Genomic DNA, 21,332 nt, shown 5'->3' on the forward strand with positions numbered 1-21,332 from the left:
TAGAAGCCGCAGCGCGGCCAGTGGGTGATTCAGTGGGTGGTGATCACACGGACGGTGATCGATCCCTGGTAAGTGATGCCGTCGGCATCGCGCTGGGCGTCGGCCTGCTCGACCCGAACGGATACGGCACGCCCTACTTCCATCGGCAGGCGGCGCTCGTCCAGGGCGGCGATAACCTCGCCGTTGATGCGCTTCACCTCAGCCTGGCCAACGGCATCAGACCAGACTGACAGGTAGATCAGGCGCGTCTCGCGCTTGCGCCCAGAGATCGGGCTGGCATTCACCGAGATTTCCCGGTCGATCGACACGTAGGGCATCGGGGTGTTGATGTCCGCCCCGTCGTAGATCGGGCAACTGACCTCAGCTTGTAGTCGGGCGAATATCGCTTCCTGCAGGGCCAGCGATGGGTCAGCCATTGCCTACCCCCTGGCTGGCCTTGCGCAGCGTGCGGCGCACAGCAGCCTCAATGTCGGCCATCACATACTCCCGATTGACCTGCATCGACGGGCGCAGCCATGGGTGCGCCGGCCTGGCCGGAATGTCCGGGTACTTGCCGAAAAAGTGGGTGCCGTCGCTCTTGTTGGTTACGCGCCGGTTGCGCTCCCCCGCCCGCTTCCCGCCGATGTAGCCCTTGGTCCCGTACTCGATGAAGCGCAGATAGAAAAACCTGCCATTGGCGCGCTTACCCCGGATACCGATCTGAGCATCCAGGCCGCTCGGTGAAACGTAGACAGTCAGCGCTGCAGCTGCCGCCCCGGTGTCTTTGGGCATCAGCTGTCGCTGTGTCTCCAGGATCCTGTTCGCGGCCTTTTCCATCTCCGGCTTGAGTTCGTTGTCCATGGTCTTGTGTATGTTGCGCAACGTCCGGCGCAGCCGGATGTCACCACGGATGCTGGACCGGCGAGCCATGGTTTACTCCTTGGCCTGGGCGGCCTTCTCGGGCTTCTCGGCCTTTTCGACAACCTCTTCGGCATAGCCGCGGGCAATCAGGCCATCGCCATAGGCCTTTTCGACCACGAACTCTTCGCCCTTTTCACGCTCACCAGATGCGCCCGTTAGCGGGCCCAGCGCTCGAATTTTCATACTTTCACCTCAGGGGTTAGGGACGCTGGAGCACAGCAGCCGCAGCATGTCCCGTTCGTTGTTGAGTAGCGGCGACTCGATCCTGTACGTCACACCGGTGTGCAATTCTGTGAACCGCCAGCCGGCGACAACATCAGATCGAGGCCTGATACGGATCTCAGCACTGATAACGGCCTCAAGCTGCTCCGCTACCGGTGAAACCCTCCCCGTGGGCATGGTGATCTCGGCCCATACCTTCCCGACATCAGCCCACACCTGGTCGAATCCACCGGTTTTGTTTTGCACGCGCTCTGGCTTTCTCAACATGCCGCGGTGACGCATGGGTCCGGCTTTCATCAGAAACGCTTCCTGTACCAAAGCAGCCGCTCGACCGCGAGGGGCATGGCGGTGGCGATGGTGCCAACGGCAACAGCCTCGCGGTTGGCGTACCAGTGGCCGACCAGTAGCAGGACCGCTTGCTCGACATCGCCGGTCAGCCCCATCTCTTCGGGCCCAACCGGGTCGGTATCCACCAGCTTACGGTCGCAGTGTTGCTCGACATGGGCCTTGGCCGCCGCGACGTAGCCGCCGATCAAGGCGTCTTCCTCCGTGCCGTCGACCCGCAGATGCAGCTTAACGGTGGCCAGATCGAGCATTTACTTGGCCTCGGCAGCGGCTTTCTCGGCAGCAGCCTTATCAGCAGCTGCTTTCTCGGCGGCGGCCTTTTCGGCAGCCTCCTTCTCAGCTGCCGCTTTTTCCGCTGCAGCCTTCTCGGCGGCGGCCTTTTCGGCAGCCTCCTTCTCAGCTGCCGCTTTTTCCGCTGCAGCCTTCTCGGCGGCGGCTTTCTCGGCAGCAGCCTTATCTTCCTTGGGCCCGGCAGGCTTGGTTTCCTTCGGCTTAGCCACGCGGGGCTTACCATTGGCGTCGACCTCGACGGCCAGGCCCTTACCGATGAGAGTGTGGGCGTACTCGTCATCCACCTCATCGAAGGTTGCGCCCGCCTTGACCTTGTTGGAATCCGCGCCCAGCAGCGAGCCGTTGCCGACAAAACCCCACAGGATCTTGATTTTCATGTTGCCTCCAGAAACGACAGGGCCGGCGTTAAGCCGGCCCTTTTTCAGGGTTGTGTATTAGGCAGCTGCCGGGAACCGGCCTTTGACCAGAGCCTCGCGGCGGCGAACACCGAGACCCAGGCGCTCCTCGACCAGCAGGGCGCGTTCGTTCTTGATGAACTGGTCGTTGATCAGCCCCATTTTGAACAGGAACGACATGCGGTCGAACAGCGTGGTGGAGCGCGCGAAGTTCGCAGTCAGGAACTCGCCGCCGGTATCCTCGTCGCCCTCGTCCATGCTGTCCGAAGTGATCACCGGGCGGCCCCACAGGATCGGAGTGACCAGGCCCTGCAAGTTGGCGAACAGGTAGCGGTTCTCGCCGTCCTTCTGCAGTTCGATGTTCATCCAGTCCAGCTCGGTCATCACCACGCCATCGGCCGACATCTTCGACTGCTTGCGCACCTGGTAGATAGAGCGGCGGACCAGGTCGATGGCGGTGTCGCCCGCCTTGCTCAGCGCAGTGTTGTAGCTGGTGGCCTGGGTCATCAGCCCGTTCAGGTTCTCACCCGTGCCGTCGCCCTTGAGGATCTGCGCCTCTTCCTCCAGCTTCAGGTCGTAACGCAGCAGCTGCTGCAGGTAGGCGAACAGCTGAGGCACATCGTCCAGCGCTTCGTCGGTCACCGGCATCCAGACCGCGATTTTCTTCACGCGGTCGGTTTCGGTGGTGAAGGTGACATTGCTGGTCGGTTTCAGGCCGCCTTCAGCGACAGGCGCCGCACCACGGGTGTGCAGGTTCTCGCGGAAGTAGGTGTAGTTCTGGCCAGACACAGGCACAGCAGTCAGAAGGTCACGGATGCGCAGCTCTTGGCGAATGCCAGGCTGGATCACTGGATCGTACTGCGGAACTACGATGCCAGCGCTAGTGACCTTCATTTCCTTCATGCTGGCCATATCGGATTTCGTCACATCGAGCTCAGCGAGGCCCCCGCCTTTCTTCAGCGACTTGTAGCCTTCATCGCCTTGGATGAGGTCGATGAAGCTCTTGCCTTCGCCTGGCTGACCGCGCAGCTTGACGCCTTTCTGCTCCAGATCGACGACCTGGTCGATGACCTTTTGCAGCTCGCCCTTCTGGTCTTCGATCTGCCTCTTCAGATCGCCGGTGATCTGATTGCCTTTCTCGACCTCAGCCATGGCTGCGTCGTACTTCTTCTGCAGATCGCCGAAGCCGGTCTTCAATTGCAGTTCCAGGGATTCTTTGATGTCTTTAACTTCGCTCATGGCGATACTCCGAAATGGTGGGTGAACAGGGTGGAAATTTCTTTCAGCTCATCCACGATCGCCGTGGCCTCGCTGCCGCCATCACGGCGCAGCGCGGTATAGCCGAGCGAAGCGACTGCCGCCGCTTCCTTCTGCGAGAGGCCCATGCGTTCGCGCAGGGCCTTCTCGAAAAGCCTGATGTCCGATTTGACGCTGAGGACTTGCGCCTCGGGATTCATGCCGAACGGTACGAAGGATGCCTCCCAGAGTTCGGCCTCCTTGATGAGGCGCACACGCCGGCCGGCGCGGTCCTCGAAATCTGCCTTGATGGTGTTGAAGCCGATCGACATGCTGTCGAGCACTTCGGCCTTCATCAGCTCATACGCGTCACGGGCGTAACTGACGTTGAGGTTTACCTGCCCCTTGAGCAGCAGGCCGTGGTCGTCCTGCCTGTAATCTGCAGCTCCCACCAGGCGCGTCAGGTCGTGATAAAGGGCCAGCTTCAGTTTTCCGCTGCGAGTAGCCTTCACCCGGGTGAAGGCGCCAGGCAGGATTACGTCGTCGCCCAGGTCGACGTTGTTGAACACCGCGGCGTAGCCTTCGAAGTTGCCGGCATCGTCCACGGCCTTGAGCTCGAACGGGACTTCAAGGTTCGCCATTTTTTTGCATCTCCCACCGGGTAACCCGGGCGTAGTCGCCGCCCAGCGGCGCATAGTTTTCTTTTTCGCGAACCTCATCGATCGACAGCCAGCCCGAGCCGCCCGAGCCACCCAAGGCGGCCTGGAAGTAGGCGGCTCGCCCGGCGCTGTCAGCGCGCAGCAGTCCCTCGACCACGAACTCAGCGAAGCGTGGGCCTGAGCCGAACAGCTTGTCGTTCAGCTCGTCCTCGACGGTATCGATGTAGGGCTTTAGGCCGAAGGTGATGAACCCTGTGAGCTGCTGCTCAAGGTTCGAACCCATGATTGAGGTCTTGCCAGCGCGGTTGGCCAGCCATAGCGGCACGCCGTAGATGCCGGCCAGCGCTTCCTCTTGGAACTGCTGTGACTCGATAAACTGCGCATCCTTCTGGCTGATGCCAGCGGGGACGATTTTTGGGTTGCCCTGCAAGACCGCCATCTTGCCGATGTCATCGGCGTCAGCTTTCCGAACATCCGGAAACTTCGCCATGATCTGGGCTTGCTGCGCTTCGGTCAGGAATTGCTCGTAAATGACGTAGCCGCCAGTAAATCCGCCCTTGCGCATGAATCGCGCCGACCACTGCTGCCCAGCCTTCGCCAGCCCCATGGTTTCCGCCTGGTGCTCTATCGGCGATAGCCCTACAACACCGTCCAAGCTGAACAGCTTGAAGTGAAGCATGTTCTCGGGGGACACCGGATATGGATCGCCCTCGCTGGGTGTCACCACGTAGACAAGGTCGTCATCGGTGTCGATCTTTACAGTCCGCCAATCCAAGGGCACTAGGCCGATGGGATCGCCGTGGACGTTCCGCTCGATCAAAGCGAACGCATTGCCCCGCAACGCCATGTTCACCACCACGAACTTGAGAAAGTTCAGCATGGTCATGTAAGGGTTTGGCTTGCGGAGCAGCTTGAGCATTCGGTCATTGCCGGTGACCAGCGCTCGACTCCCCTCCTTGTCCTCGTACAGCTTGAGCGGTAGCCCACTCAGGGACTCGGAAAGGATCTTGACGCAGGACCAAACCATGCTGATCGACAGGGCTGTTTTAGCGGATACCCGCACCCCCGCCTTGGTGCGCTTGCCGCCAACCTCCAAGTCAACCTCGACATAATCGCCCGTTTTCGGATCGGTGTAGCCGAAGAGTCCCCAGGTCGCGGGGTTGTACCATTTGAATGCCATGGTCAGCCTATGAGGTCAAAGAACCCGTTTTCTAGGTAGTCGGCCATTCCCCCCTGCGCCTCTGGGTTCAGGGCGATGAGCGTCACGGCATTGAACAGCGCCATTAACGGGTCGATCTTTGCCGAGCCGCTGGCCTGTTTGGTGATGAGGATTGCATTACCTCTGGGCTCGACGCGGGCGTTCCCGCAGCACCAGGCCATCATGGGTTGACCGCCATGCCACAGTCCGCCTTCGGCCAGCTTGCGTTCGGCAGTCTTGATTGCGCCGCCGAGGGTGTAGCCCTGCTTCACGCCGCCAATCTTTTCGCGAGGAATGCCCTTTGCTTCCAAGGCGTCAAGGATCGCCCCGATGCCTACTGGGTCGAGCCCCACCTGGTCGAGCAGGCCGGCTTCTTCCACCTGAGCCACCAGCTCCGCAATCTGGTCCACGTCGTCGCCGATGCGCTCGACCAGAGTGAGGTGGCCATCATTGGCGAAGTCCCGTATACGCGGCGCCTCCGCCTTGCGGCGCTCCAGCACGGATGGGTGTGCCCACGCATGGGTCCAGACCAGCCAGCGGCGGCTCGCACGCTCGCGACCTACCGCAGCGAAACCGAGCAAGTCATCTAGTCCACCACCATCGATGCCGATGTCGATAACCTCGCATCGCTCAATCAGGTCTTCCAGCGTCCGGCAGCTCTTGGAAACCTGCTTCTCCCAGAATTCAGCCCCGGCCCAGCGGTCAGAGAGCAGCGCCAGGCCAATCTCGACGTTCAAGTGCTTGGCGAGAAACCCTCGGAACGACTCTTCGCCGTCCATCTGCGCCTGGGCGTAGCCACGCTCAATGAATGGTTCATCGACCGATAGCCCAAGATTTGGATTAGTGATGTAGGCGTTGGAGAAATCCCGGTGCGCGCCTGCATCAAGCATCGCCTTCGGGAACTCGTACAGCACCGGCAAGAACGACTTGTCGACGATCTCGCCGTCGCGCACCTTGCGGGCGTACATCAGTTTCTGCCGGAACACACCGGCAGGCGGCGCATCGGACTGGGTCGTGGCCCAAATGATGAAGCCTTCAGGCCGAGACGCCAGGCCGCCGGTCGCCTCCCGAAGCATCGCCTCGGCGTTGGCGCGCTTGCCGAACACCCACAGCTCATCAACGAACACACCGATAGCTTTTTTGCCCGAGACGGTCTCACTGTCGGCGGCTACCACCTTCAGGGTGGCATTGGTCTGCCGATGGGTAACGGTGCGCAGGTGATCCTGCACCTTGAGCAGAGCGTCAAGCTCTTCATCGGCCCGCACCATGTCACGGATTGGGATGTAGGAGTTGTCAGCAATTTCCTTGGTCGGCGCCAGGATGATGAACTCGCCCGATGGCCGCCAGTTCAAGATCAATGCCGTGAGCATGATGCCGGCGGCGATCGTGGACTTACCGTTCTTCTTGCTGATCAGCAGCATGAATTCGCTGACAAGGCGCCGGCCTTCATCCGGGTCATACGCCCCGAAGATGGCGGCCACGAACTGGTTGACCCAGTCGCGCACAGTCTCGGACATCAGCGGGCTGCCAGTCGCGTCGACCATGCGCAGCGCACCGAACACCTCCAGGGCTTCCTCGGCCTCGGTCGGGAACAATGGCTTGAAGGGGATGAGGCTCTGCCGGCTGACGATGCGCTGCTCCCAGTCGGGGCACGCAGTGCTCCACGCCATCATTTGACCGACCTCAGCGGGCCGCGGCGTGCGCCGAACTTGCCGGTGGATGCCTGCTCAGCCTTGGCCTGAGCCTGGTCCTTCTTACCGCTCTCGCCCTTACGCGGATGCACGAAGGGCATTAGGGCCTTGGCTGCATCGACGCGAAGCTTCGGCTCGGACTCAAGGTCGTTCATCACCGACAGCAGGAAGTCCTTCGGATCGCGGTGCAGCAGAGCCTGCATAAGATCGAACCCGGCTGGCTCAGGATCGACGTGCTCGTCCTTCGCGGCGTCAGGTTCGGGCGCCGGCTCACTGTTGGCGGACGGCTCCGGCGCATGCCTGGTTTTAACATTCGCTTTAACATCGGCTTTAACATCTGGCGGCATCAGCCCCAGGGCGCGCAGTTTGGCCAACTCGGCCGCCACGTCCTTGTCCTTCACCAGCCGAGAGCCTGCCGCAGACGCGGTCTTCTCCGAATAACCAGCCGCCACAGCTGCGTTCCGATTGGACGCACCTTCCCTCAGCGCTGCGATGAATGCACGCTTGCGGGATGTTAAAGCCATTTAACAAAAATCCTGTGGGGGAAAAAAATCTGTACGTGGGGTCGGAGGCGGTCTAGCTAGATGAGAATCGCTATATTTTGACCTCCCCCCACCCTCGCAGCACGTCACTGGCGTGCCGCGATGATGCCTCAGCCGACCTCGCGCCATTGCGTTGGCGGTCAGCCGATCAGGCCTGAAGCCTCCTCGGCCTGCTTGACCGAGTCGTGGCAGGGCTTGCAGAGCGACTGCCAGTTGGCCTGATTCCAGAAGAGATCCTTGTCGCCTCGGTGCGCCACGATGTGGTCAACGACGCTAGCTGCCGCCGTTCGCCCTTGTCGGGCGCAATAGACACACAGCGGGTTGTCACGCAGGTACTGCTCTCGCGCCTTCTGCCATCGGTAGTCGTAGCCACGCTGTGAGCTGGTCATGCCGCTCCGCCAGCTGCCAGGTGTGACCACCTTGACCCGCGACCCTGCGCTCTCCTTGATGCGGGAGCCGAGCGTCTTGAGCCTGGCCATCAGCCTTGAGCCTTGCGGGACAGGAACAGATCGGAATAGCCGCGCAGCTTCTCCACACCCATGAAGCCGACAGCACCACCGGCGAAGGTGGCCATGCCCTGCGGCAGTCCCATCCATTCGAGTAGCGGCACCAGAGCCAGGGTAATGAGGCCGCAAAGCGCGCCTTCCAAGATCATCTGCCGGCGAGTGCCACCGCCGTACACCACACGAAGGGCAGCGATCGCGACCGACAGGCCAGCCGCATACAACTGAGGCTGGTGAGCCAGCACCCAGGCGAGCACAGCGGCCCACAGGCCAGGATCCTTCTCGGGCATGTTTGGCATCTCGATTCCTCCCTTTTGGGGAGCGGAATAGATTCGGCCCCAACAGCACTCCCAGCTCGGGGCGATGGGTGTGGCGGGCCGAAAACGAAAAAGCCCCGGCAAAATGCCGAGGCTCTATGGAGGCTGCTGGTGATGGCGAGTTTGCTCTCGCGCACCTACCGCAAAGTAACACGAAAGATACGGGTGAGGACCGGGGCTGTCAAGCGGCGTCACGTCGAATGTCGATCGCGCCGTCGATCCAGGCCACGCCAGCCTTCCACAGCTGTCTGGTCTTCTCTTCGCCAAAGCCTAGCTTCTTGCCCACGTCCCTGAGGGATGTGTCGCGTGAGGTGTAGTACTTGATGATGACCTGGCCACACTCGGGATAGCGCTTGCTAAGCCGACCAACCAGGCGATCGATGAATAGAGCATCATCGTCCGTGATCATCGGGTCGAGGATGGTGTTTTCTCGCGATGCGCAGCAGGAAACGCCAGACCCCAGCACCACCCAGCGGCCCCAGTGCTCCAGCAGATATTCGGCCGACTTCTCTACGTTGCTCATGTCCTTCCCCCTTAATCCCCGGTGTAGTTGGTGCCGCCGGCGCCGCGCCGGTTGCTTCCCTGATATGTAGCCTCAGGCCCGGATGCCTGAGGGTTCTTCAACTGCTCGATCTTCTGGAGCGCGGCCCGAAGCCTCATGCTGAGCTGGGTCACCAGCTCATCCAGGGCTAGGGCCTCGCCGGTTGCAGCCGCCACAAAGCCCGAGGCGTTGCAGTGGTCGCATGGCAGTTCGTGAAACACACCCTGAGTGACCGCTCTCCCGCGGCACAAAGGGCACTTGTCCAGCTCGATCACAGCCTTCTTGAAGTCTGGGCCGTGACTCTTCAGCATCGTGCGAATGCCCGCACAACGAGCACTTCATCCGCGCGCTGGTCGGCCCGAGACTCTACCGATACAGCTCGCGACCAGGATTGGTACGCCTCAGCCGGCGACCCACCAATGCCAACCCACACGCAGTCGGCTGCCCTGCACCACCAAGCACCGTCACGGAACCCTACAGACGCCTTCGGCAAGCGCCCCATGAATCCGAGGTTGTTAGCGGCCAGCCAGCCCTCCACCGCCGGCCAAACAATGCCCTGCTCCAGCTCGCTGAACCTGTTGGTGACCCCATGCACCCGCTCACCCAGTGCCCAAGCCTCATTGGCAACCCACAAGACATAGCCGCTGGGACGATGAAGAAGCGTGTGCCCCTTTTGTTTCCAGACCCAATCGCCCGGGAAATCGCGAATGGATGCAGCGATTCGCTCTGCTTGCGCTGTGCTCCCGATCATTTCGAATCCTCGCTAATTACAAATGCGGTAAGGTCGTTCGGCGCCACGGCTGCTGTGGCCTCTGGCGAATTCTGCGAAATTTCAAATAAGGCCTGGGTAAGGCCGTGGATGGCTGCAAAGCCGATCCGATCAAGCCAGGCATGCCACTTCTCCAGCGCGGCGCGGCGCTGCTGCATGGCCTGGGTGTGGATATAGGTGCTGGCGATCTTCCCCAGCTTATGGTTCAGCAGCATCTCGCCGATGTGGCCGTCAATGCCGAGATCGGTCCAGGTGCTGCGGGATACCTTGCGCAAGTCGTGACTGGTCCACTCGCCCTGCCCCAGGCGCTTGAACACGTTGCTGGCTTGCGTCTCGCTCAGGCACAGGCCCCGGCGATTCGGGAACAGGTACACACCCTCGTAGCCGTCGGCCTGCTGGATGTCCCGGTACCGGGTCAGCAACGCTTGCACTTGGGCGGTCAGCGGCAGGCGGTGTTCGGTGCGGGTCTTGGCGTTGGCAGCGGGGATGAACCACTCGGCCGCAGCCAGCGAGATTTCGTTCCAGCGCGCCATGCGGGTCTCACCGATCCGGGTGCCGTGGGCCAGCATCATCAGGGCCAGCATGGCGTCACCCGGCTCCTGCTGGAATGCCTGGGCCAGCTGCCGCATCAGCTCCGGCAACTGCACGTCACGCAGGCGCGCTGCCTTGGGCAGGATCTTGGCCTTGGTGAAGTCGTTGAAGCGCATCCCCGCCATCGGGTTGCGGTCAATCAGGCCCAGTTGCAGGGCCTGGCGGAAGGCGGTCAGCAGGAGCGCGAACATCTGCCGCAGGTAGGACAGCGAAACCTCGGCCTGGCACGGCCACATCAGATGCTTGTCCAACGCATCGGCAGTCACGTCAGCCAGGGCCAGGTCATCCAGGCGCGGCTTGAGGTGCTGGGCAATGGCGGACCGGGCGCCGGCCTTGCGCTTTGCCGACAGCGAGCGGTCACGGGCCATGCGGTCACCATACCAGTCAAGCAACTGGCCCACGGTGGCCATGCCGGAAACCACCGGCGCCGTGGCCGGGTCGCGCAGCAGGCGTTGACGCAGCGTGGGCAGTTCGGCAATCACCGCCGAAACGCTCAGTTCTGGCCAGCGGGCGACCGGCACCCACTTCTTGCCGCGCACCAGGTGCCAAGTCCCGCGCTCGCGGTTGCTCCAGAAACGCAGGTACAGGCCGGGATGACGCGGGTCGCGCAGGTCACGCACCGACTTGTCAGAGGCCTGCCGACGCACCTCGGCCTCGCTCAGCTTCACTTCTCGGGTCGCGCTCATGCAGCCACCGTGGCAGGCAGCAGCAAATAGGCGCGGATGGCCTCAACGGCGTCGATATTGCCCCGACACACGATGGCTAGGTAGCCCTGATCGGCGAGCGCCTGCAGGTAGGCGTCCTGGCTCGGGGATACTGGCGCGTCATAGGGAGGCATGGCCTTGAACTCGACGTACAGGCCGAAATAGCCGCCGCGCGCCATCGGCAGCACCAGGTCAGGCACGCCAGCCTTGACGCCCTGCCCCTTCAGCTTGGCGGCCACGGCCTTGATCCGGTGCCCGCCGTTCGGGACGTGGTAGATCAGCTTGTAGGCCTGCGGGTATCGCAGCTGCAATTCTTTCATCAGCGCGGCCTGCTCCTGCCCCTCCCTGTCGACGGGCTTGGCGCGAGCCGCTTTGGCCTTGAACGGGCGAAGGGCGGGTGCTGTCATGCGAGTTCCTTCCGTGCGTAGCGGGCCGACAATGGCCGCTCGGATTGGCTTGGGGCCTTGACTGGCGGCTGCCAGCTGGCCGAGAGAGTTTCGAAACGGTTGTATTGGCCAAGGAAGGCAGCTCGGACGGTGCCGGTCTCGATGTCGCGGCCCTTGCCGACAATGATCTCGGCAACGCCCTTGAACTCGCTGTTTTCGTGGTAGACCTCGTCCCGGTACACGAACAGGATCACATCGGCGTCCTGCTCGATGGCGCCCGATTCGCGAAGGTCGGACTGCATAGGGCGCTTGTTCGGGCGCTCTTCGCACTTGCGGGAAAGCTGGCTCAGCAGAATGACCGGAATGCCCAGCTCGCGAGCCAGCAACTTGCAGCCGCGGCTGATGCTGCTTACCGCTTCGGTGCGGTTTCCGCCCTCGCCGTCCATCAGCTGCAGGTAGTCGATCATCAGGATGTCCAGGCCGTAGCGCATCTTGTGTCGGCGAGCCAGCGAACGGATGCGGCCCACGGTTGCGGCGGCGCGGTCGGCGATGAACAGGTTGGCGTGCTTCAGCTTGCCCGCTGCAGCGCACAACTCGGCGCCATGCGACTCACAGGCTGAGCCGTTCTTGATCAGGTTGAGTGGAATCCGGCCTTCGGCGGCAACGGCGCGGTCGATCAGCTGGCCTTTGCTCATCTCCAGGCTGATGACCAGACCGGACTTCTTCTGGCGCACCACGGCGTCCAGCACGAATCCCATGGCCAAGGTGGTCTTTCCCATGGCCGGGCGGCCGGCCACGATGATCAGCTGCTCGGGCTGCAGGCCACCCAGCTTCTCGTCCAGATCCGCTAACCCGGTCGACAGGCCGATCAGCGTCTCACCGCGTGACAGCCGGTCGTGACGCTCCTGCCAAACTTCCAGCTGGTCAGCCATCAGGTCGGCAGCCTTAACCACCTCTTCACCGTCACTGCCGGCGTCGATGCCCATGGCCGCCGCCTGCACGGCCGCGATCTTGTCCTGGATGTCGCCGCTGCCCTGCACGATCTCCAGGGTTCGGTCGCTCAGTTCGTACAGGGCGCGCTCAATAGCACGCTCCCGAACGATGCCGGCGTAGGTGCCAGCGCTTGCCACGCTCGGGGTGTTGGCCACCAGAGATGCGCAGTGGCCCAAGGCGCGGTCGCCGTTGTCCAGCATGCCGATGTGGTCGGCAACAGTCAGCAGATCCACAGCTTTGCCGGCGGCACGCACAGCCAGAATCCCGCGGAACACCTCGGCGTTCTCGGCGAAGTAGAACGACTCGGGCGACAGGTCATCGGAGAGGGTGTCGATCAGCTCCGGGCGCTGCAGCATGGCGCCCAGCAGGCCGTGCTCGGCCTCAGCGTTGTAGGGCTCATGCATGGTAATTGCCCTCCACCACCTTCACGAAGTTGGACGGGGCAATCAGCCAGTCGAACGTGGCGCGGAATGGTTTCGAGCCGTTGCGGCCATCGACCTTGCCCATCAGGAACTGCGAACTACTCACCTGGGCGAAGTAATCAGCCCAGAAGCCCAGGTCGCGATGGACATCACTTTCGCGCCAACGAGCTTGCAGGGTGCGCTTGCGGCCTTCGTTCAGGATCGCCACAGCCGGCAGCTCAGGCAGAGCCAGGTGATACAGGTCGACAATGGCCTGATATGGGCATGCTTCAAGTCTTGTCTTCTGCCGGGCGGGTTTGACCTTCGCTGGTTGACCCTCGGCATCACCGACTACTCCGTCAGGAGTAGTATTTGTATTTCTGTCTTTATTGTGTGGCAAGAACGCCACATTGGACGTGTGGGAAACGCCACACTGTGGCACTTCTTTTGGCTTGTTCGGATGGGTGTTTTTCTTGTCGATTTTCCATTCGCCCAGAGGCGCGAAACCGATCGGGCTGCGGCTACCGCCTTCACGGTAAATCACGCCCTGACGGAGCAGCTCGCTGATGGCTCGGGACACGTCTTCACGACGGATGCCCGACATCTGGGCGATGTATGACGCCGCGATGGTCGCACTCTCCAGGTTGTATCCGGCGGTCTGGCGGTGGATTGCCAGGGCGACACGAAGCTCGCGGCCTGAAAGCTCAGCCCCGATCAGGGCCTCGTACAGGTCGTTATCCATTCGGGTGAACCCGCTCTTGGGTTGGATTGTGGTGACGGTGGTCACAGCCCACCTCCGCACAACGATGCCCGCAGATGCTCGACACACTCACGGCGGAGTGCGGCTTTCGAAGCTGCTGCGTACTGGTGGCGAATCATTCGCGCGGCATTGAGTGCGGCAGACTGGTGAAAGGATTTCACGTGTGAAGTGAACAATGGTGCGGTGTTGCTAGCATCCGTTGCTGAGTGCATAATCAACCTCGTTACTTGCTGTAGAGAAAGCCGCCCTGCCAGGCGGTTTTTTTTCGTCTGTGATTCCTGTACTGGATGGATTCACAGTTACTTCGGTTATCTACTGGCCCTGTGCCAGATCGCTGATAATTTCCTCAGGCGGTGCAGAGTTAGGCGGCAACGTTCGGCGAACCGGCCTCTCGCTCGCGCTGTTCAAGCAGCAGCTCGATTGACTTGCCCAGCTCGTAACGAACTGCGGCGCCATTCGAGGCACGCGAAATGGTTGGCTGCGTGGTGTTGCAACGCTTAGCCACGTCCGCCTGCGACAGCCCAAGCTGAAACAAACGGCTCAACATTTCTTGAACTGTCATGGGGCATTCCTATGAGTTTTTGCATGGCTGATCATACGAACAAGCATAGATCTATGCAATAGAATTGCTCGGATACGTCTACGCATATGGGAATGGTTATGAGTGTTGCAGACCGGCTTAGGACGAAGATGAAGGAGCTGGGGCTCAGCGAAAGCGAGCTCAGTCGGCAGTCCAAGGTCCCTCAGCCAACCATCAATCGAATCCTTTCGGGAGAAAGCTCAAGCCCTAGGCGAGGAACAATTGAAGGCCTCGGGAAGGCGCTGAGCGTGTCTCCCGATTGGCTGATGTTTGGAAGTAGCGGCCCAGACGAATCCAACATCACCGCTGCCCTGCAGCCAAACAGATCGTTTGCCTATCCGGAAATCAGCTGGGTACAGGCCGGAAATGCTAGAGAGGCCTTTGAAGTGGGGAATATTTCCTCGTTCCCGAGTCACACCTCGGACGTTTGGGCGGGTGAAGACGCCTTTTGGCTCAAGGTTGTTGGAAGCTCAATGACCAGCCCGAACGGACATTCCTTTCCAGAGGGCTTCCTGATACTGGTCGCCCCCGATATCGAGCCGCGGCCAGGCCAGTTTGTTGTTGCAAGGATGAGCGACACCAACGAAGCCACCTTCAAACAGCTGGTGCGTGACGCGGGCGAGCTCTACTTGAAGCCCCTAAATCCTGCTTACCCCATCAAGGCGATTGACGATACCTGGGAGATTGTCGGGACCGTAGTGGACGGCAAGATGCCGAAATCCATCTTCATGCTTTAATCCAAACCCCTTCCGAGCAGCCCGCCTCCGCGCGGGCTTTTTTGTGGACCGCATAAATTTATGCGGAATCGTATTGACTGGAATTATGAGGATTCGTATAGTTCAGCCATCGAAACGCATAGCCTTCGATGAATCACCGCTCTTTACACAACTAGACGTGACCACCTCGACGCACCCAGGCCATAACCTGGGTCGGGAAAAGCTAAGTCGTCGACCACGCAGCCTCTGGATAGCTGCCGGACTCCCCCATGGGAGGACGCCAAACCATGCGAGCCACCTGATGCGTAGCCAGTAGCTGCAGCAGGCAGTGGTGGGGAAACCCGGCGACGAGCATGGCGCGGATCAAACAACCATAGGAGGAACGCCATCATGAAGTAGTAAGCGAAACGCCCAACCCAGCCATGGGGAATGGCAGCCTAACCGGACGCTATAGAGCCGGTCGCTGGCAGGCCGAGAGAATAGCCGCCCGGAGCGCGCTGGTTGCCACCAGCCCCGATAGCCAGCCGTAAGTGCTGCACAGCGACGGTCGATGGCCACGACGCCGGACACGTAACCGGCCCGATCTACCTGGTTTCCCATCACCAGGCTGCATCGGTGTGTGATCTGGATGCGCAGGCTTGCGCACACCTGGAAGTGTTCAGCCCGTCTGACGTATGTCGGGGTAGCACCAGCGGCGGCCAGGTAATGCTGAGTCGAAAAAATGATCCCGGCGCCGAGCCGGCCAGATCGCACACCGATGCATCCCTTAAGGTTCACACTCGTGCGCCTTACAGATCATAGCGCTCACCACCATCAACCTTAAATCGACTGCATTGGTCGTGACGTTCGCCCTCCTCTGGTCCGGGAGGTACACGGCAGCGAGCGTCACGACCAATGCAGCCCACCGAGGACCCTTCATGGAAACGATCACTTGCGGATCATGGATTGGCCAGCTCGGAAAGGCACTGGCTCCCCGTGAGCTGGAAGCCCTGCTGTGGGTTGCCGAAGGACTCACGACGAAGGAGGTCGCCCGAAAGATGGCGGTCAGCCCCGGAACCGCAGCGAACCGCATCAAGATTGTGCTGTTCAAGCTCGAAGCCGGTCGCCGGATCGAGGCGGTGAACAAAGCATGGAGGGCCAACATCATCAGCCCCCTCTGCATCTTACTGGTTGGCCTCATGGCCATGCACGCAGCCCTAAACGACAGCGACCCGATGCGCCGCGACCGCCGCGCGCCGGAGCGCCGCACCGCCCAAGTTCGAATCGTTCGTAAGGCCGAGGCCTTCGAATACCACGTCTGACCCACCCGAGGATCACCCCATGCAGACAGCAATGCACCCTGCTTTCGAGCAGAAGCTTGCCGTGCTCGCGGCACTGCTCGAGCGCAGCAAGTCAGTGAGAGCCGAGGCGCACGCCAAGGTCAGCCAGCAAGCGCCGCGCTACCAGGCATCTGGCAACGGCACGACGTGGGATGTGGTGGAGATCGCCACCGGCGCGAAGCAGGGCTTCGCCTACAGCTACCGGACGGCCATGCGGTTTGTGGATGCGATGGAGGCAGGCGCAGCGACAAAGCGGGGTGACCTGCAGTGATCGGCGCAATTCCTGAACAGCGTGAAGCAGTGCTGGCCCAGCTCAATGCGAGCATCGACAGCTTCTTCAGTGCCGGCGGTTCCGCTCAAGTCCTGCCAGCCGCTGGGTATGTACCACGCCGGCCGCGACGTGAGCCGGAGCCAGGACCTGGACCAGTTACAGCGCCGATCGGCAAAAGAGAGGCAGCGCGTCAGCAGCGCCTGGACGCAATCCGAGAACTGGCGAAGACCATGACCTACAAGCAGGCCATGGCCCACACAGGCCTTTCCCAGTCTGCCCTTGTGCGAGCTGCATCGCAGGGCGGTTTCAAGTTCCAGCGCGACCCGAATTACGGAATGACCAACCTGGGCAAGAAGCTCAGCGACCCCGCTGAAGACAGATCGAAAGCCGAGAAGATCATCGCTTATCGCAACGTAGGGATGTCCAGGGCCGATGTTGTTCGAGAGCTGCAGATTTCCTTCAAACAGCTAGGCCGGCTACTGCGGGAGTTCGATATCGATTTCCCGACCATCGCCGAGAAGCGAGCCACAAAGAAAGCATGAAACGCATCACCGCGCGCGTCCGGCACGGCCGGCGCCAGCAGCACATCAGCCTGCCACCCAGTGGGCTAGCAGAAGATCGAGGAGTCGCGCCGCATGAGAATCGACCTTCCCGGGCAGTTCGACCTGCCGATTCAGGTTGCCCACCAGTCGCCCTCAACACCTGAGGGAAGCAAGGTGGAACTGGCTGAGCGCATAGCCAAGGCATTGATCAAGTACGAAGTGCGACCATCTTCGGCACTCTGGATCGAAATCCAGTCCTGCGCCAAGGCAATCCTGAAGTAACAACCTCCCCGAGTTATCACTACCCGCCACCAGCCATGGAGGGCGGCCTACACCCTGGAGAAAGTCATGACCCAATCTGTACTGCAATCCATCGCCGCCGCCGATCTGCCGGAGCGCGGCCAACCGCTGGCCGGCGGCATCTTCGTTACCCGCTACTGGCTGAACGGCCAAGAGCGCGCCCTGGTGCTGATGCCTGACGAGTTCGAAGGCGCCTGGGGCGAGTACGGCGCCAAGATCGAGGGTGCTGGGAGCTACAGCGACGGCGAGGCCAATACCCGTGCCATGGCCGAGGCCGGCAGCCAGATCGCCATCAAGGCCCTGGAGCTGGGCGCATTCATCCCGTCTTGCCTGGAAGGCCAGCTGCTGATGGCGGCCAAAGCTGATGGCCTGGTTACCCTGCGCGAAGATGGCTGGCACTGGCTGAGCTCGCAGCGCTCCGCCAACCTCGCCTACTTCATGGACTTTGAGGGTGGCTGGCTCTACAACAACCACAAGAGCATCGAGTTTCTCGTCCGCCCCGTCCGCAGCCTCATGATTCAGTAATTCACCCCTTCATTCCTTTCTCTGCAGGCGATTCCGGGTTCGCCAGGAAAGCGTTCAGACCAGAAGCACGCCGGGAAGCGCCGGCCGCCTGCCCCAATTTCCATCAGGAGCACCCCATGGAGCAAGTCAGCATCAGCATTGACGCCAATGTGGCGTCCCGAATTATCCAGCGCGAGTTCGATCGCCTCCTGAACTACGCGGCCATCGACGCCGTGCCCGCCGGTATCCCGGCCCTGGGCTCTTACTGGCCAGGCCAAGGCGGCTACAACGCCGGCCTGGTGCGGGGTGAGGACGGCGCGCCGGATTACTACCTGATTGTGCCGCTGCTGACCGAGCAACTGAGCGCGGCCTGGGGCGGCTATGGCGAGGAAGTCGAGGGGGCGAGCAGCGCCAGCGATGGCTTGGCCAACACCCGAGCGCTACTGGCCGAAAGCAACGAGTACCCAGCCGCCAAGCTGGCCAGCGAGTTCACCGCTGACGGGCACAACGACTTCTACCTGCCTGCCCGTCGCGAATTGCAGTTGGCCGAGGCGAACGTACCCGAACTGTTCGAAAAGGCCTATCACTGGTCGTCCTCGCAGCGCTCCGCCGACTACGCCTACTACATGGTCTTTGAGGATGGCTGGCTCGTCAACTTCCGCAAGGGCAACGAGTTTCTCGTCCGCCCCGTCCGCAGATTTATTCCGTAATCCAATTCTTCATTCATGGGCGCCTCGGCGCCCTCGCTTTTAGGAGGCCAGGATGGCCCTGCACACAGAGCTTGAAATCCACAAGGTGGCCGAGGAACTTCTTGGCCTTTCGCTCGACTTGGTTCGAAACATCCCGCGCGACCTCAAGCAGGTCGTAGGGTCAAAGATCCGTGACGAGTGCCTTCAAGCCCTGGTGCTGATTGGTCGCGCCAACATGGCCCGGGACAAGCTCCCACACCTGAATCTACTGCTCGAAAGCGTCTGGATGCTGAATTACCTGCTGCGCGCCCTCACCAACAAGGGCTTGATCAGCAAGGGTCAGCACGCCAAGGCAATGAAGCTAACGGCCTCCGTAGGTCGCCAGGCCAACGCCTGGAAGAAATCCGCAACCGCGTCCGCTGCTTGAGGGTTACGGCCCTCATGCCTGCACGCTGAATCTGGTCGTGCCGCTGATCTGTGATCACCGCCATGCGCAGCACGGATACCGCCAGCATGTGTTGGTAGGTCCGGCGCAGTTTCCAGGCTGAGCAATCGTCCTGGCGACGTAGATAGCACGATAGGTCGCAGCGCTCCGCCAACAACGCCTACAACATGGACTTTGAGGATGGCTGGCTCAACAACAACCACAAGAACAACGAGTTTCTCGTCCGCCCCGTCCGCAGATTCGCCCGTTGCGAGTTTTACCTTCGAGGAATTGGCCCAGGCTTACTACGACTGCCGCCGGCACAAGCGGAACACCGCGAGCGCCCGACGCTTCGAAGTCGATATGGAAGCCAATCTCCTCGACCTATTCGACGAGCTACAGGAAGGCACCTACCAGCCTGGCCGCTCAATCTGCTTTGTGGTCACCCGGCCAAAGGCCCGCGAAGTATGGGCCGCCGACTTCCGCGACCGCATCGTGCATCACCTGCTGTACAACCGCATCGGCCCCGCCATCGAGCGCAGCTTCATAGCGGACAGCTGCGCCTGCATCCCAGGTCGCGGCACGCTGTACGCCGGTAAGCGCATGGAGGCGAAGATACGCAGCCAGACGCAGAACTGGTCGAAGCATGGCGTCTACCTCAAGTGCGACCTGGCCAACTTCTTCGTGTCTATCGACAAACGCGTGCTTGGTCGCCAGCTGGCCAGCCGCATCGACGACCCATGGTTCAGGCAGTTGGCCCTGCAGGTGCTCATGCACGACCCGCGTGAGCACTACGTCGAGCGCAGTCCTGCGCACCTGTTCAACCGGGTGCCGCAGCACAAGCGCCTGACCGCGCAGCCGGCCTACTTGGGTCTGCCCATCGGCAACCTGTCGTCGCAGTTCTTCGCCAACGTCTACCTCGACGCCCTGGACCAGTACTGCAAGCACACGCTAAAGGCCAAGCATTACATCCGCTACGTCGATGACTTCGTGTTGCTGCATGAGTCGCCGCAGCAGCTAAACGAATGGCTCCGCCAAATTGAAGACTTTCTGCCCAGCCTGGGCGTCAGGCTCAACCCGTCGAAGACCATCTTGCAGCCGATTGATCGCGGCGTGGACTTCGTCGGGCATGTGATCAAGCCATGGCGGCGCACCACCAGGAAGAAGTCAGTGGCCCAGGCCATGAAGCGCACCGCTGCAGCGCCGACCGAGGACTTGCGAGAAACAGCGAATAGCTACTTCGGCCTGTTGAGTCAGGCCAGCCATAGCCAGAAGGACCGCGCAGCACTGGCAAACCTAATCCTCCGCCGCGGCCATGCGGTCAACGGCGATTTGACTAAGACCTTCCCGAGAAAACTATGACAACAGCTATCGACCTGTTCGCCGGCCTCGGCGGATGGAGCACAGGCGCGCGCGCAGCAGGCGTCCAGGTTCTCTGGGCGGCAAACCACTGGCCCGAAGCCGTGAAGTGGCATGCAGCCAATCACCAAGATACCGACCACGTATGCCAGGACTTGCATCAGGCCAACTGGGCGGCAGTGCCGCGCACCGATATCGGAATCGCCTCTCCTTGCTGCCAAGGCCACGCAAAGGCCCGCGGCAAGAAGAACGGCAATCCTGAGCACGACGCGTCGAGATCCACCGCGTGGGCTGTGCCATCAGCGGCCGAAGTGCTGCAGCAGGATGCCTGGGTGGTCGAGAACGTACCGGAGTTCGTGAACTGGTTGCTGTACCCCAGCTGGGTGGATGCCATGAACCGGCTGGGCTACCAGGTCGCGCCGCACATCGTGGACTGCGCCGACCTTGGCGTGCCTCAGCACCGGGTTCGCCTGTTCCTGATCTGTACCAAGAGCAAGGCTCCGATCCAGCTGCAGCTGCAGCAGTGCGAGCACGTGCCCGCCAGCAGCTTCCTCGACTTCGACGGCGGGCGGTGGTCGCAGATCGAGAAGCCTGGCCGGGCCCAGGCCACGCTTGACCGGGTACGCAACGGCCGCCAGCGCTTCGGCGACCGCTTCATCATGCCCTACTACGGCAAGGGCTCCGGCACCACAGGCCGAGACATCAACCGGCCGATCGGCACTATCACCACTCTGGACCGCTGGGCACTGGTCGACGGTGATCGGATGCGGATGCTGAGCGCCAGCGAGGCCTTGGCCGCGATGTCGTTCCCGGCTGACACCCTACGCCCAGACAATCATCGGCTGACCATGCACATGGCCGGCAATGCGGTACCGCCACTGGCCGGCCAGCGGGTTATCGAGGCGTTGCTAAAAGCCGCCTAGTCAGAAGTCAGCTGGCCCAGATAGCGGTATCCATATTGATCTCTGGGTAAGGGTTGGCATCCCAGTCATACACCGATGCGATCCACTTTTTCATCATGGGCCCATGCAGGCGCCGTCCTTTGTCCATAAGGCGAAGCACCTGCTTTTCGATCCTGTACGGGCCGCAATCAGCGCACACCGCTTTGAAGGAATCGGTGCTCGGATCTAGTACCTGGAAGATGTCGACCCTGCATACCAAGCAAGTCATATGGTCCATCGCGC

At 61.5% G+C, this 21,332-nt stretch carries 31 protein-coding genes; 11 read left to right on the plus strand and 20 right to left on the minus strand.

The genetic code is table 11. The annotated features are described in order from the left end of the window. Positions 1-29 precede the first annotated feature (29 nt). The 5 genes from INQ47_RS23775 to INQ47_RS23795 are packed head-to-tail and all read right to left on the minus strand — an operon-like array spanning position 30 to position 1,718. On the minus strand, positions 30-416 hold the full coding sequence (locus INQ47_RS23775; RefSeq protein WP_404702748.1) for a DUF3168 domain-containing protein: 387 nt from the start codon (positions 414-416) through the stop codon (positions 30-32). Further along, entirely contained in the window at positions 409-909 is a 501-nt protein-coding gene (locus INQ47_RS23780; RefSeq protein WP_233692361.1) for an HK97 gp10 family phage protein, read from the minus strand. The genes INQ47_RS23775 and INQ47_RS23780 overlap by 8 nt, the downstream gene beginning before the upstream one ends. Positions 910-912: 3 nt before the next feature. Continuing rightward, on the minus strand, positions 913-1,083 hold the full coding sequence (locus INQ47_RS23785) for a hypothetical protein (RefSeq protein WP_402798218.1): 171 nt from the start codon (positions 1,081-1,083) through the stop codon (positions 913-915). Between the two features lie 9 nt (positions 1,084-1,092). Beyond that, positions 1,093-1,419, minus strand: coding sequence for a phage head closure protein (locus tag INQ47_RS23790; protein ID WP_404702749.1), 327 nt, complete (start codon positions 1,417-1,419; stop codon positions 1,093-1,095). Next, positions 1,419-1,718, minus strand: coding sequence for a head-tail connector protein (locus INQ47_RS23795; RefSeq protein ID WP_404702750.1), 300 nt, complete (start codon positions 1,716-1,718; stop codon positions 1,419-1,421). The genes INQ47_RS23790 and INQ47_RS23795 overlap by 1 nt, the downstream gene beginning before the upstream one ends. Between INQ47_RS23795 and INQ47_RS23800 the strand changes: the two genes are divergently transcribed. Beyond that, positions 1,702-2,196, plus strand: coding sequence for a pentapeptide repeat-containing protein (locus INQ47_RS23800; protein ID WP_404702751.1), 495 nt, complete (start codon positions 1,702-1,704; stop codon positions 2,194-2,196). The two genes, INQ47_RS23795 and INQ47_RS23800, sit on opposite strands and share 17 nt — an antisense overlap. Here the strand turns inward: INQ47_RS23800 and INQ47_RS23805 are convergent. From INQ47_RS23805 to INQ47_RS23870, 14 genes are all read right to left on the minus strand, one after another. Further along, positions 2,193-3,392: a phage major capsid protein gene (locus INQ47_RS23805; protein WP_404702752.1), complete on the minus strand. Its 1,200-nt coding sequence runs from the start codon at positions 3,390-3,392 to the stop codon at positions 2,193-2,195. The genes INQ47_RS23800 and INQ47_RS23805 overlap by 4 nt on opposite strands. Continuing rightward, a complete protein-coding gene (locus tag INQ47_RS23810; RefSeq protein ID WP_404702753.1) occupies positions 3,389-4,030 on the minus strand; it encodes an HK97 family phage prohead protease in 642 nt (213 codons plus the stop codon). The genes INQ47_RS23805 and INQ47_RS23810 overlap by 4 nt, the downstream gene beginning before the upstream one ends. Next, entirely contained in the window at positions 4,017-5,228 is a 1,212-nt protein-coding gene (locus INQ47_RS23815) for a phage portal protein (RefSeq protein ID WP_404702754.1), read from the minus strand. The genes INQ47_RS23810 and INQ47_RS23815 overlap by 14 nt, the downstream gene beginning before the upstream one ends. A gap of 2 nt (positions 5,229-5,230) precedes the next feature. Then, a complete protein-coding gene (locus tag INQ47_RS23820) occupies positions 5,231-6,919 on the minus strand; it encodes a terminase large subunit (RefSeq protein ID WP_404702755.1) in 1,689 nt (562 codons plus the stop codon). Next, on the minus strand, positions 6,916-7,461 hold the full coding sequence (locus INQ47_RS23825; RefSeq protein WP_404702756.1) for a terminase small subunit: 546 nt from the start codon (positions 7,459-7,461) through the stop codon (positions 6,916-6,918). The genes INQ47_RS23820 and INQ47_RS23825 overlap by 4 nt, the downstream gene beginning before the upstream one ends. Positions 7,462-7,619: 158 nt before the next feature. Next, the gene (locus INQ47_RS23830; protein WP_404702757.1) at positions 7,620-7,958 is read right to left on the minus strand and encodes an HNH endonuclease; all 339 of its coding nucleotides are present in this window, start codon (positions 7,956-7,958) and stop codon (positions 7,620-7,622) included. Next, positions 7,958-8,281 (minus strand): phage holin, lambda family, encoded by a 324-nt coding sequence (locus INQ47_RS23835; RefSeq protein WP_054892292.1) that lies wholly within the window; start codon positions 8,279-8,281, stop codon positions 7,958-7,960. The genes INQ47_RS23830 and INQ47_RS23835 overlap by 1 nt, the downstream gene beginning before the upstream one ends. A gap of 199 nt (positions 8,282-8,480) precedes the next feature. Beyond that, positions 8,481-8,822 carry an antiterminator Q family protein gene (locus tag INQ47_RS23840; RefSeq protein WP_233692374.1) on the minus strand — a complete coding sequence of 114 codons (342 nt, stop codon included), beginning with the start codon at positions 8,820-8,822 and terminating at the stop codon, positions 8,481-8,483. Positions 8,823-8,833: 11 nt separating this feature from the next. Then, a complete protein-coding gene (locus INQ47_RS23845) occupies positions 8,834-9,151 on the minus strand; it encodes a hypothetical protein (protein ID WP_404702758.1) in 318 nt (105 codons plus the stop codon). 436 nt (positions 9,152-9,587) lie between these two features. Further along, the gene (locus tag INQ47_RS23850; RefSeq protein WP_404702759.1) at positions 9,588-10,886 is read right to left on the minus strand and encodes a tyrosine-type recombinase/integrase; all 1,299 of its coding nucleotides are present in this window, start codon (positions 10,884-10,886) and stop codon (positions 9,588-9,590) included. Then, positions 10,883-11,311 carry a VRR-NUC domain-containing protein gene (locus INQ47_RS23855; RefSeq protein ID WP_404702760.1) on the minus strand — a complete coding sequence of 143 codons (429 nt, stop codon included), beginning with the start codon at positions 11,309-11,311 and terminating at the stop codon, positions 10,883-10,885. The genes INQ47_RS23850 and INQ47_RS23855 overlap by 4 nt, the downstream gene beginning before the upstream one ends. Further along, complete coding sequence (gene dnaB / locus INQ47_RS23860) at positions 11,308-12,687, minus strand: replicative DNA helicase (protein ID WP_404702761.1); 1,380 nt, start codon at positions 12,685-12,687, stop codon at positions 11,308-11,310. Before dnaB ends, INQ47_RS23855 begins: the two co-directional genes overlap by 4 nt. Next, the gene (locus tag INQ47_RS23865; protein ID WP_404702762.1) at positions 12,680-13,471 is read right to left on the minus strand and encodes a replication protein; all 792 of its coding nucleotides are present in this window, start codon (positions 13,469-13,471) and stop codon (positions 12,680-12,682) included. The genes dnaB and INQ47_RS23865 overlap by 8 nt, the downstream gene beginning before the upstream one ends. Positions 13,472-13,805: 334 nt before the next feature. After that, on the minus strand, positions 13,806-14,006 hold the full coding sequence (locus INQ47_RS23870; protein ID WP_404702763.1) for a helix-turn-helix domain-containing protein: 201 nt from the start codon (positions 14,004-14,006) through the stop codon (positions 13,806-13,808). A gap of 98 nt (positions 14,007-14,104) precedes the next feature. Here INQ47_RS23870 and INQ47_RS23875 point away from each other — a divergent pair, with 98 nt between their 5' ends. From INQ47_RS23875 to INQ47_RS23920, 10 genes are all read left to right on the plus strand, one after another. Then, positions 14,105-14,761, plus strand: a complete 657-nt coding sequence (locus INQ47_RS23875; RefSeq protein WP_404702764.1) for a LexA family protein — start codon at positions 14,105-14,107, stop codon at positions 14,759-14,761. An 896-nt stretch (positions 14,762-15,657) separates the two neighbouring features. Then, a complete protein-coding gene (locus INQ47_RS23880) occupies positions 15,658-16,041 on the plus strand; it encodes a response regulator transcription factor (protein ID WP_404702765.1) in 384 nt (127 codons plus the stop codon). A 19-nt stretch (positions 16,042-16,060) separates the two neighbouring features. Continuing rightward, a complete protein-coding gene (locus INQ47_RS23885; RefSeq protein ID WP_221100272.1) occupies positions 16,061-16,330 on the plus strand; it encodes a hypothetical protein in 270 nt (89 codons plus the stop codon). Continuing rightward, entirely contained in the window at positions 16,327-16,872 is a 546-nt protein-coding gene (locus tag INQ47_RS23890) for a hypothetical protein (RefSeq protein WP_404702766.1), read from the plus strand. Before INQ47_RS23885 ends, INQ47_RS23890 begins: the two co-directional genes overlap by 4 nt. A 93-nt stretch (positions 16,873-16,965) precedes the next feature. Further along, positions 16,966-17,154, plus strand: a complete 189-nt coding sequence (locus INQ47_RS23895; RefSeq protein WP_232866619.1) for a hypothetical protein — start codon at positions 16,966-16,968, stop codon at positions 17,152-17,154. Positions 17,155-17,220: 66 nt separating this feature from the next. Further along, positions 17,221-17,697 (plus strand): hypothetical protein, encoded by a 477-nt coding sequence (locus INQ47_RS23900; RefSeq protein ID WP_404702767.1) that lies wholly within the window; start codon positions 17,221-17,223, stop codon positions 17,695-17,697. 116 nt (positions 17,698-17,813) lie between these two features. Next, a complete protein-coding gene (locus INQ47_RS23905; protein WP_404702768.1) occupies positions 17,814-18,386 on the plus strand; it encodes a DUF1566 domain-containing protein in 573 nt (190 codons plus the stop codon). Positions 18,387-18,438: 52 nt separating this feature from the next. Further along, positions 18,439-18,792, plus strand: a complete 354-nt coding sequence (locus INQ47_RS23910) for a four helix bundle protein (protein WP_054882108.1) — start codon at positions 18,439-18,441, stop codon at positions 18,790-18,792. A gap of 360 nt (positions 18,793-19,152) precedes the next feature. Then, positions 19,153-20,151 carry an RNA-directed DNA polymerase gene (locus INQ47_RS23915; protein ID WP_404702769.1) on the plus strand — a complete coding sequence of 333 codons (999 nt, stop codon included), beginning with the start codon at positions 19,153-19,155 and terminating at the stop codon, positions 20,149-20,151. Continuing rightward, entirely contained in the window at positions 20,148-21,071 is a 924-nt protein-coding gene (locus tag INQ47_RS23920; RefSeq protein WP_404702770.1) for a DNA cytosine methyltransferase, read from the plus strand. The genes INQ47_RS23915 and INQ47_RS23920 overlap by 4 nt, the downstream gene beginning before the upstream one ends. Positions 21,072-21,078: 7 nt before the next feature. Here the strand turns inward: INQ47_RS23920 and INQ47_RS23925 are convergent, their stop codons facing one another. Next, positions 21,079-21,327 carry a hypothetical protein gene (locus INQ47_RS23925; protein ID WP_404702771.1) on the minus strand — a complete coding sequence of 83 codons (249 nt, stop codon included), beginning with the start codon at positions 21,325-21,327 and terminating at the stop codon, positions 21,079-21,081. Positions 21,328-21,332: the final 5 nt, after the last annotated feature.

This window comes from Pseudomonas sp. 3HC3, from assembly GCF_044904505.1.
Taxonomy (GTDB): domain Bacteria; phylum Pseudomonadota; class Gammaproteobacteria; order Pseudomonadales; family Pseudomonadaceae; genus Aquipseudomonas; species Aquipseudomonas putida_Y.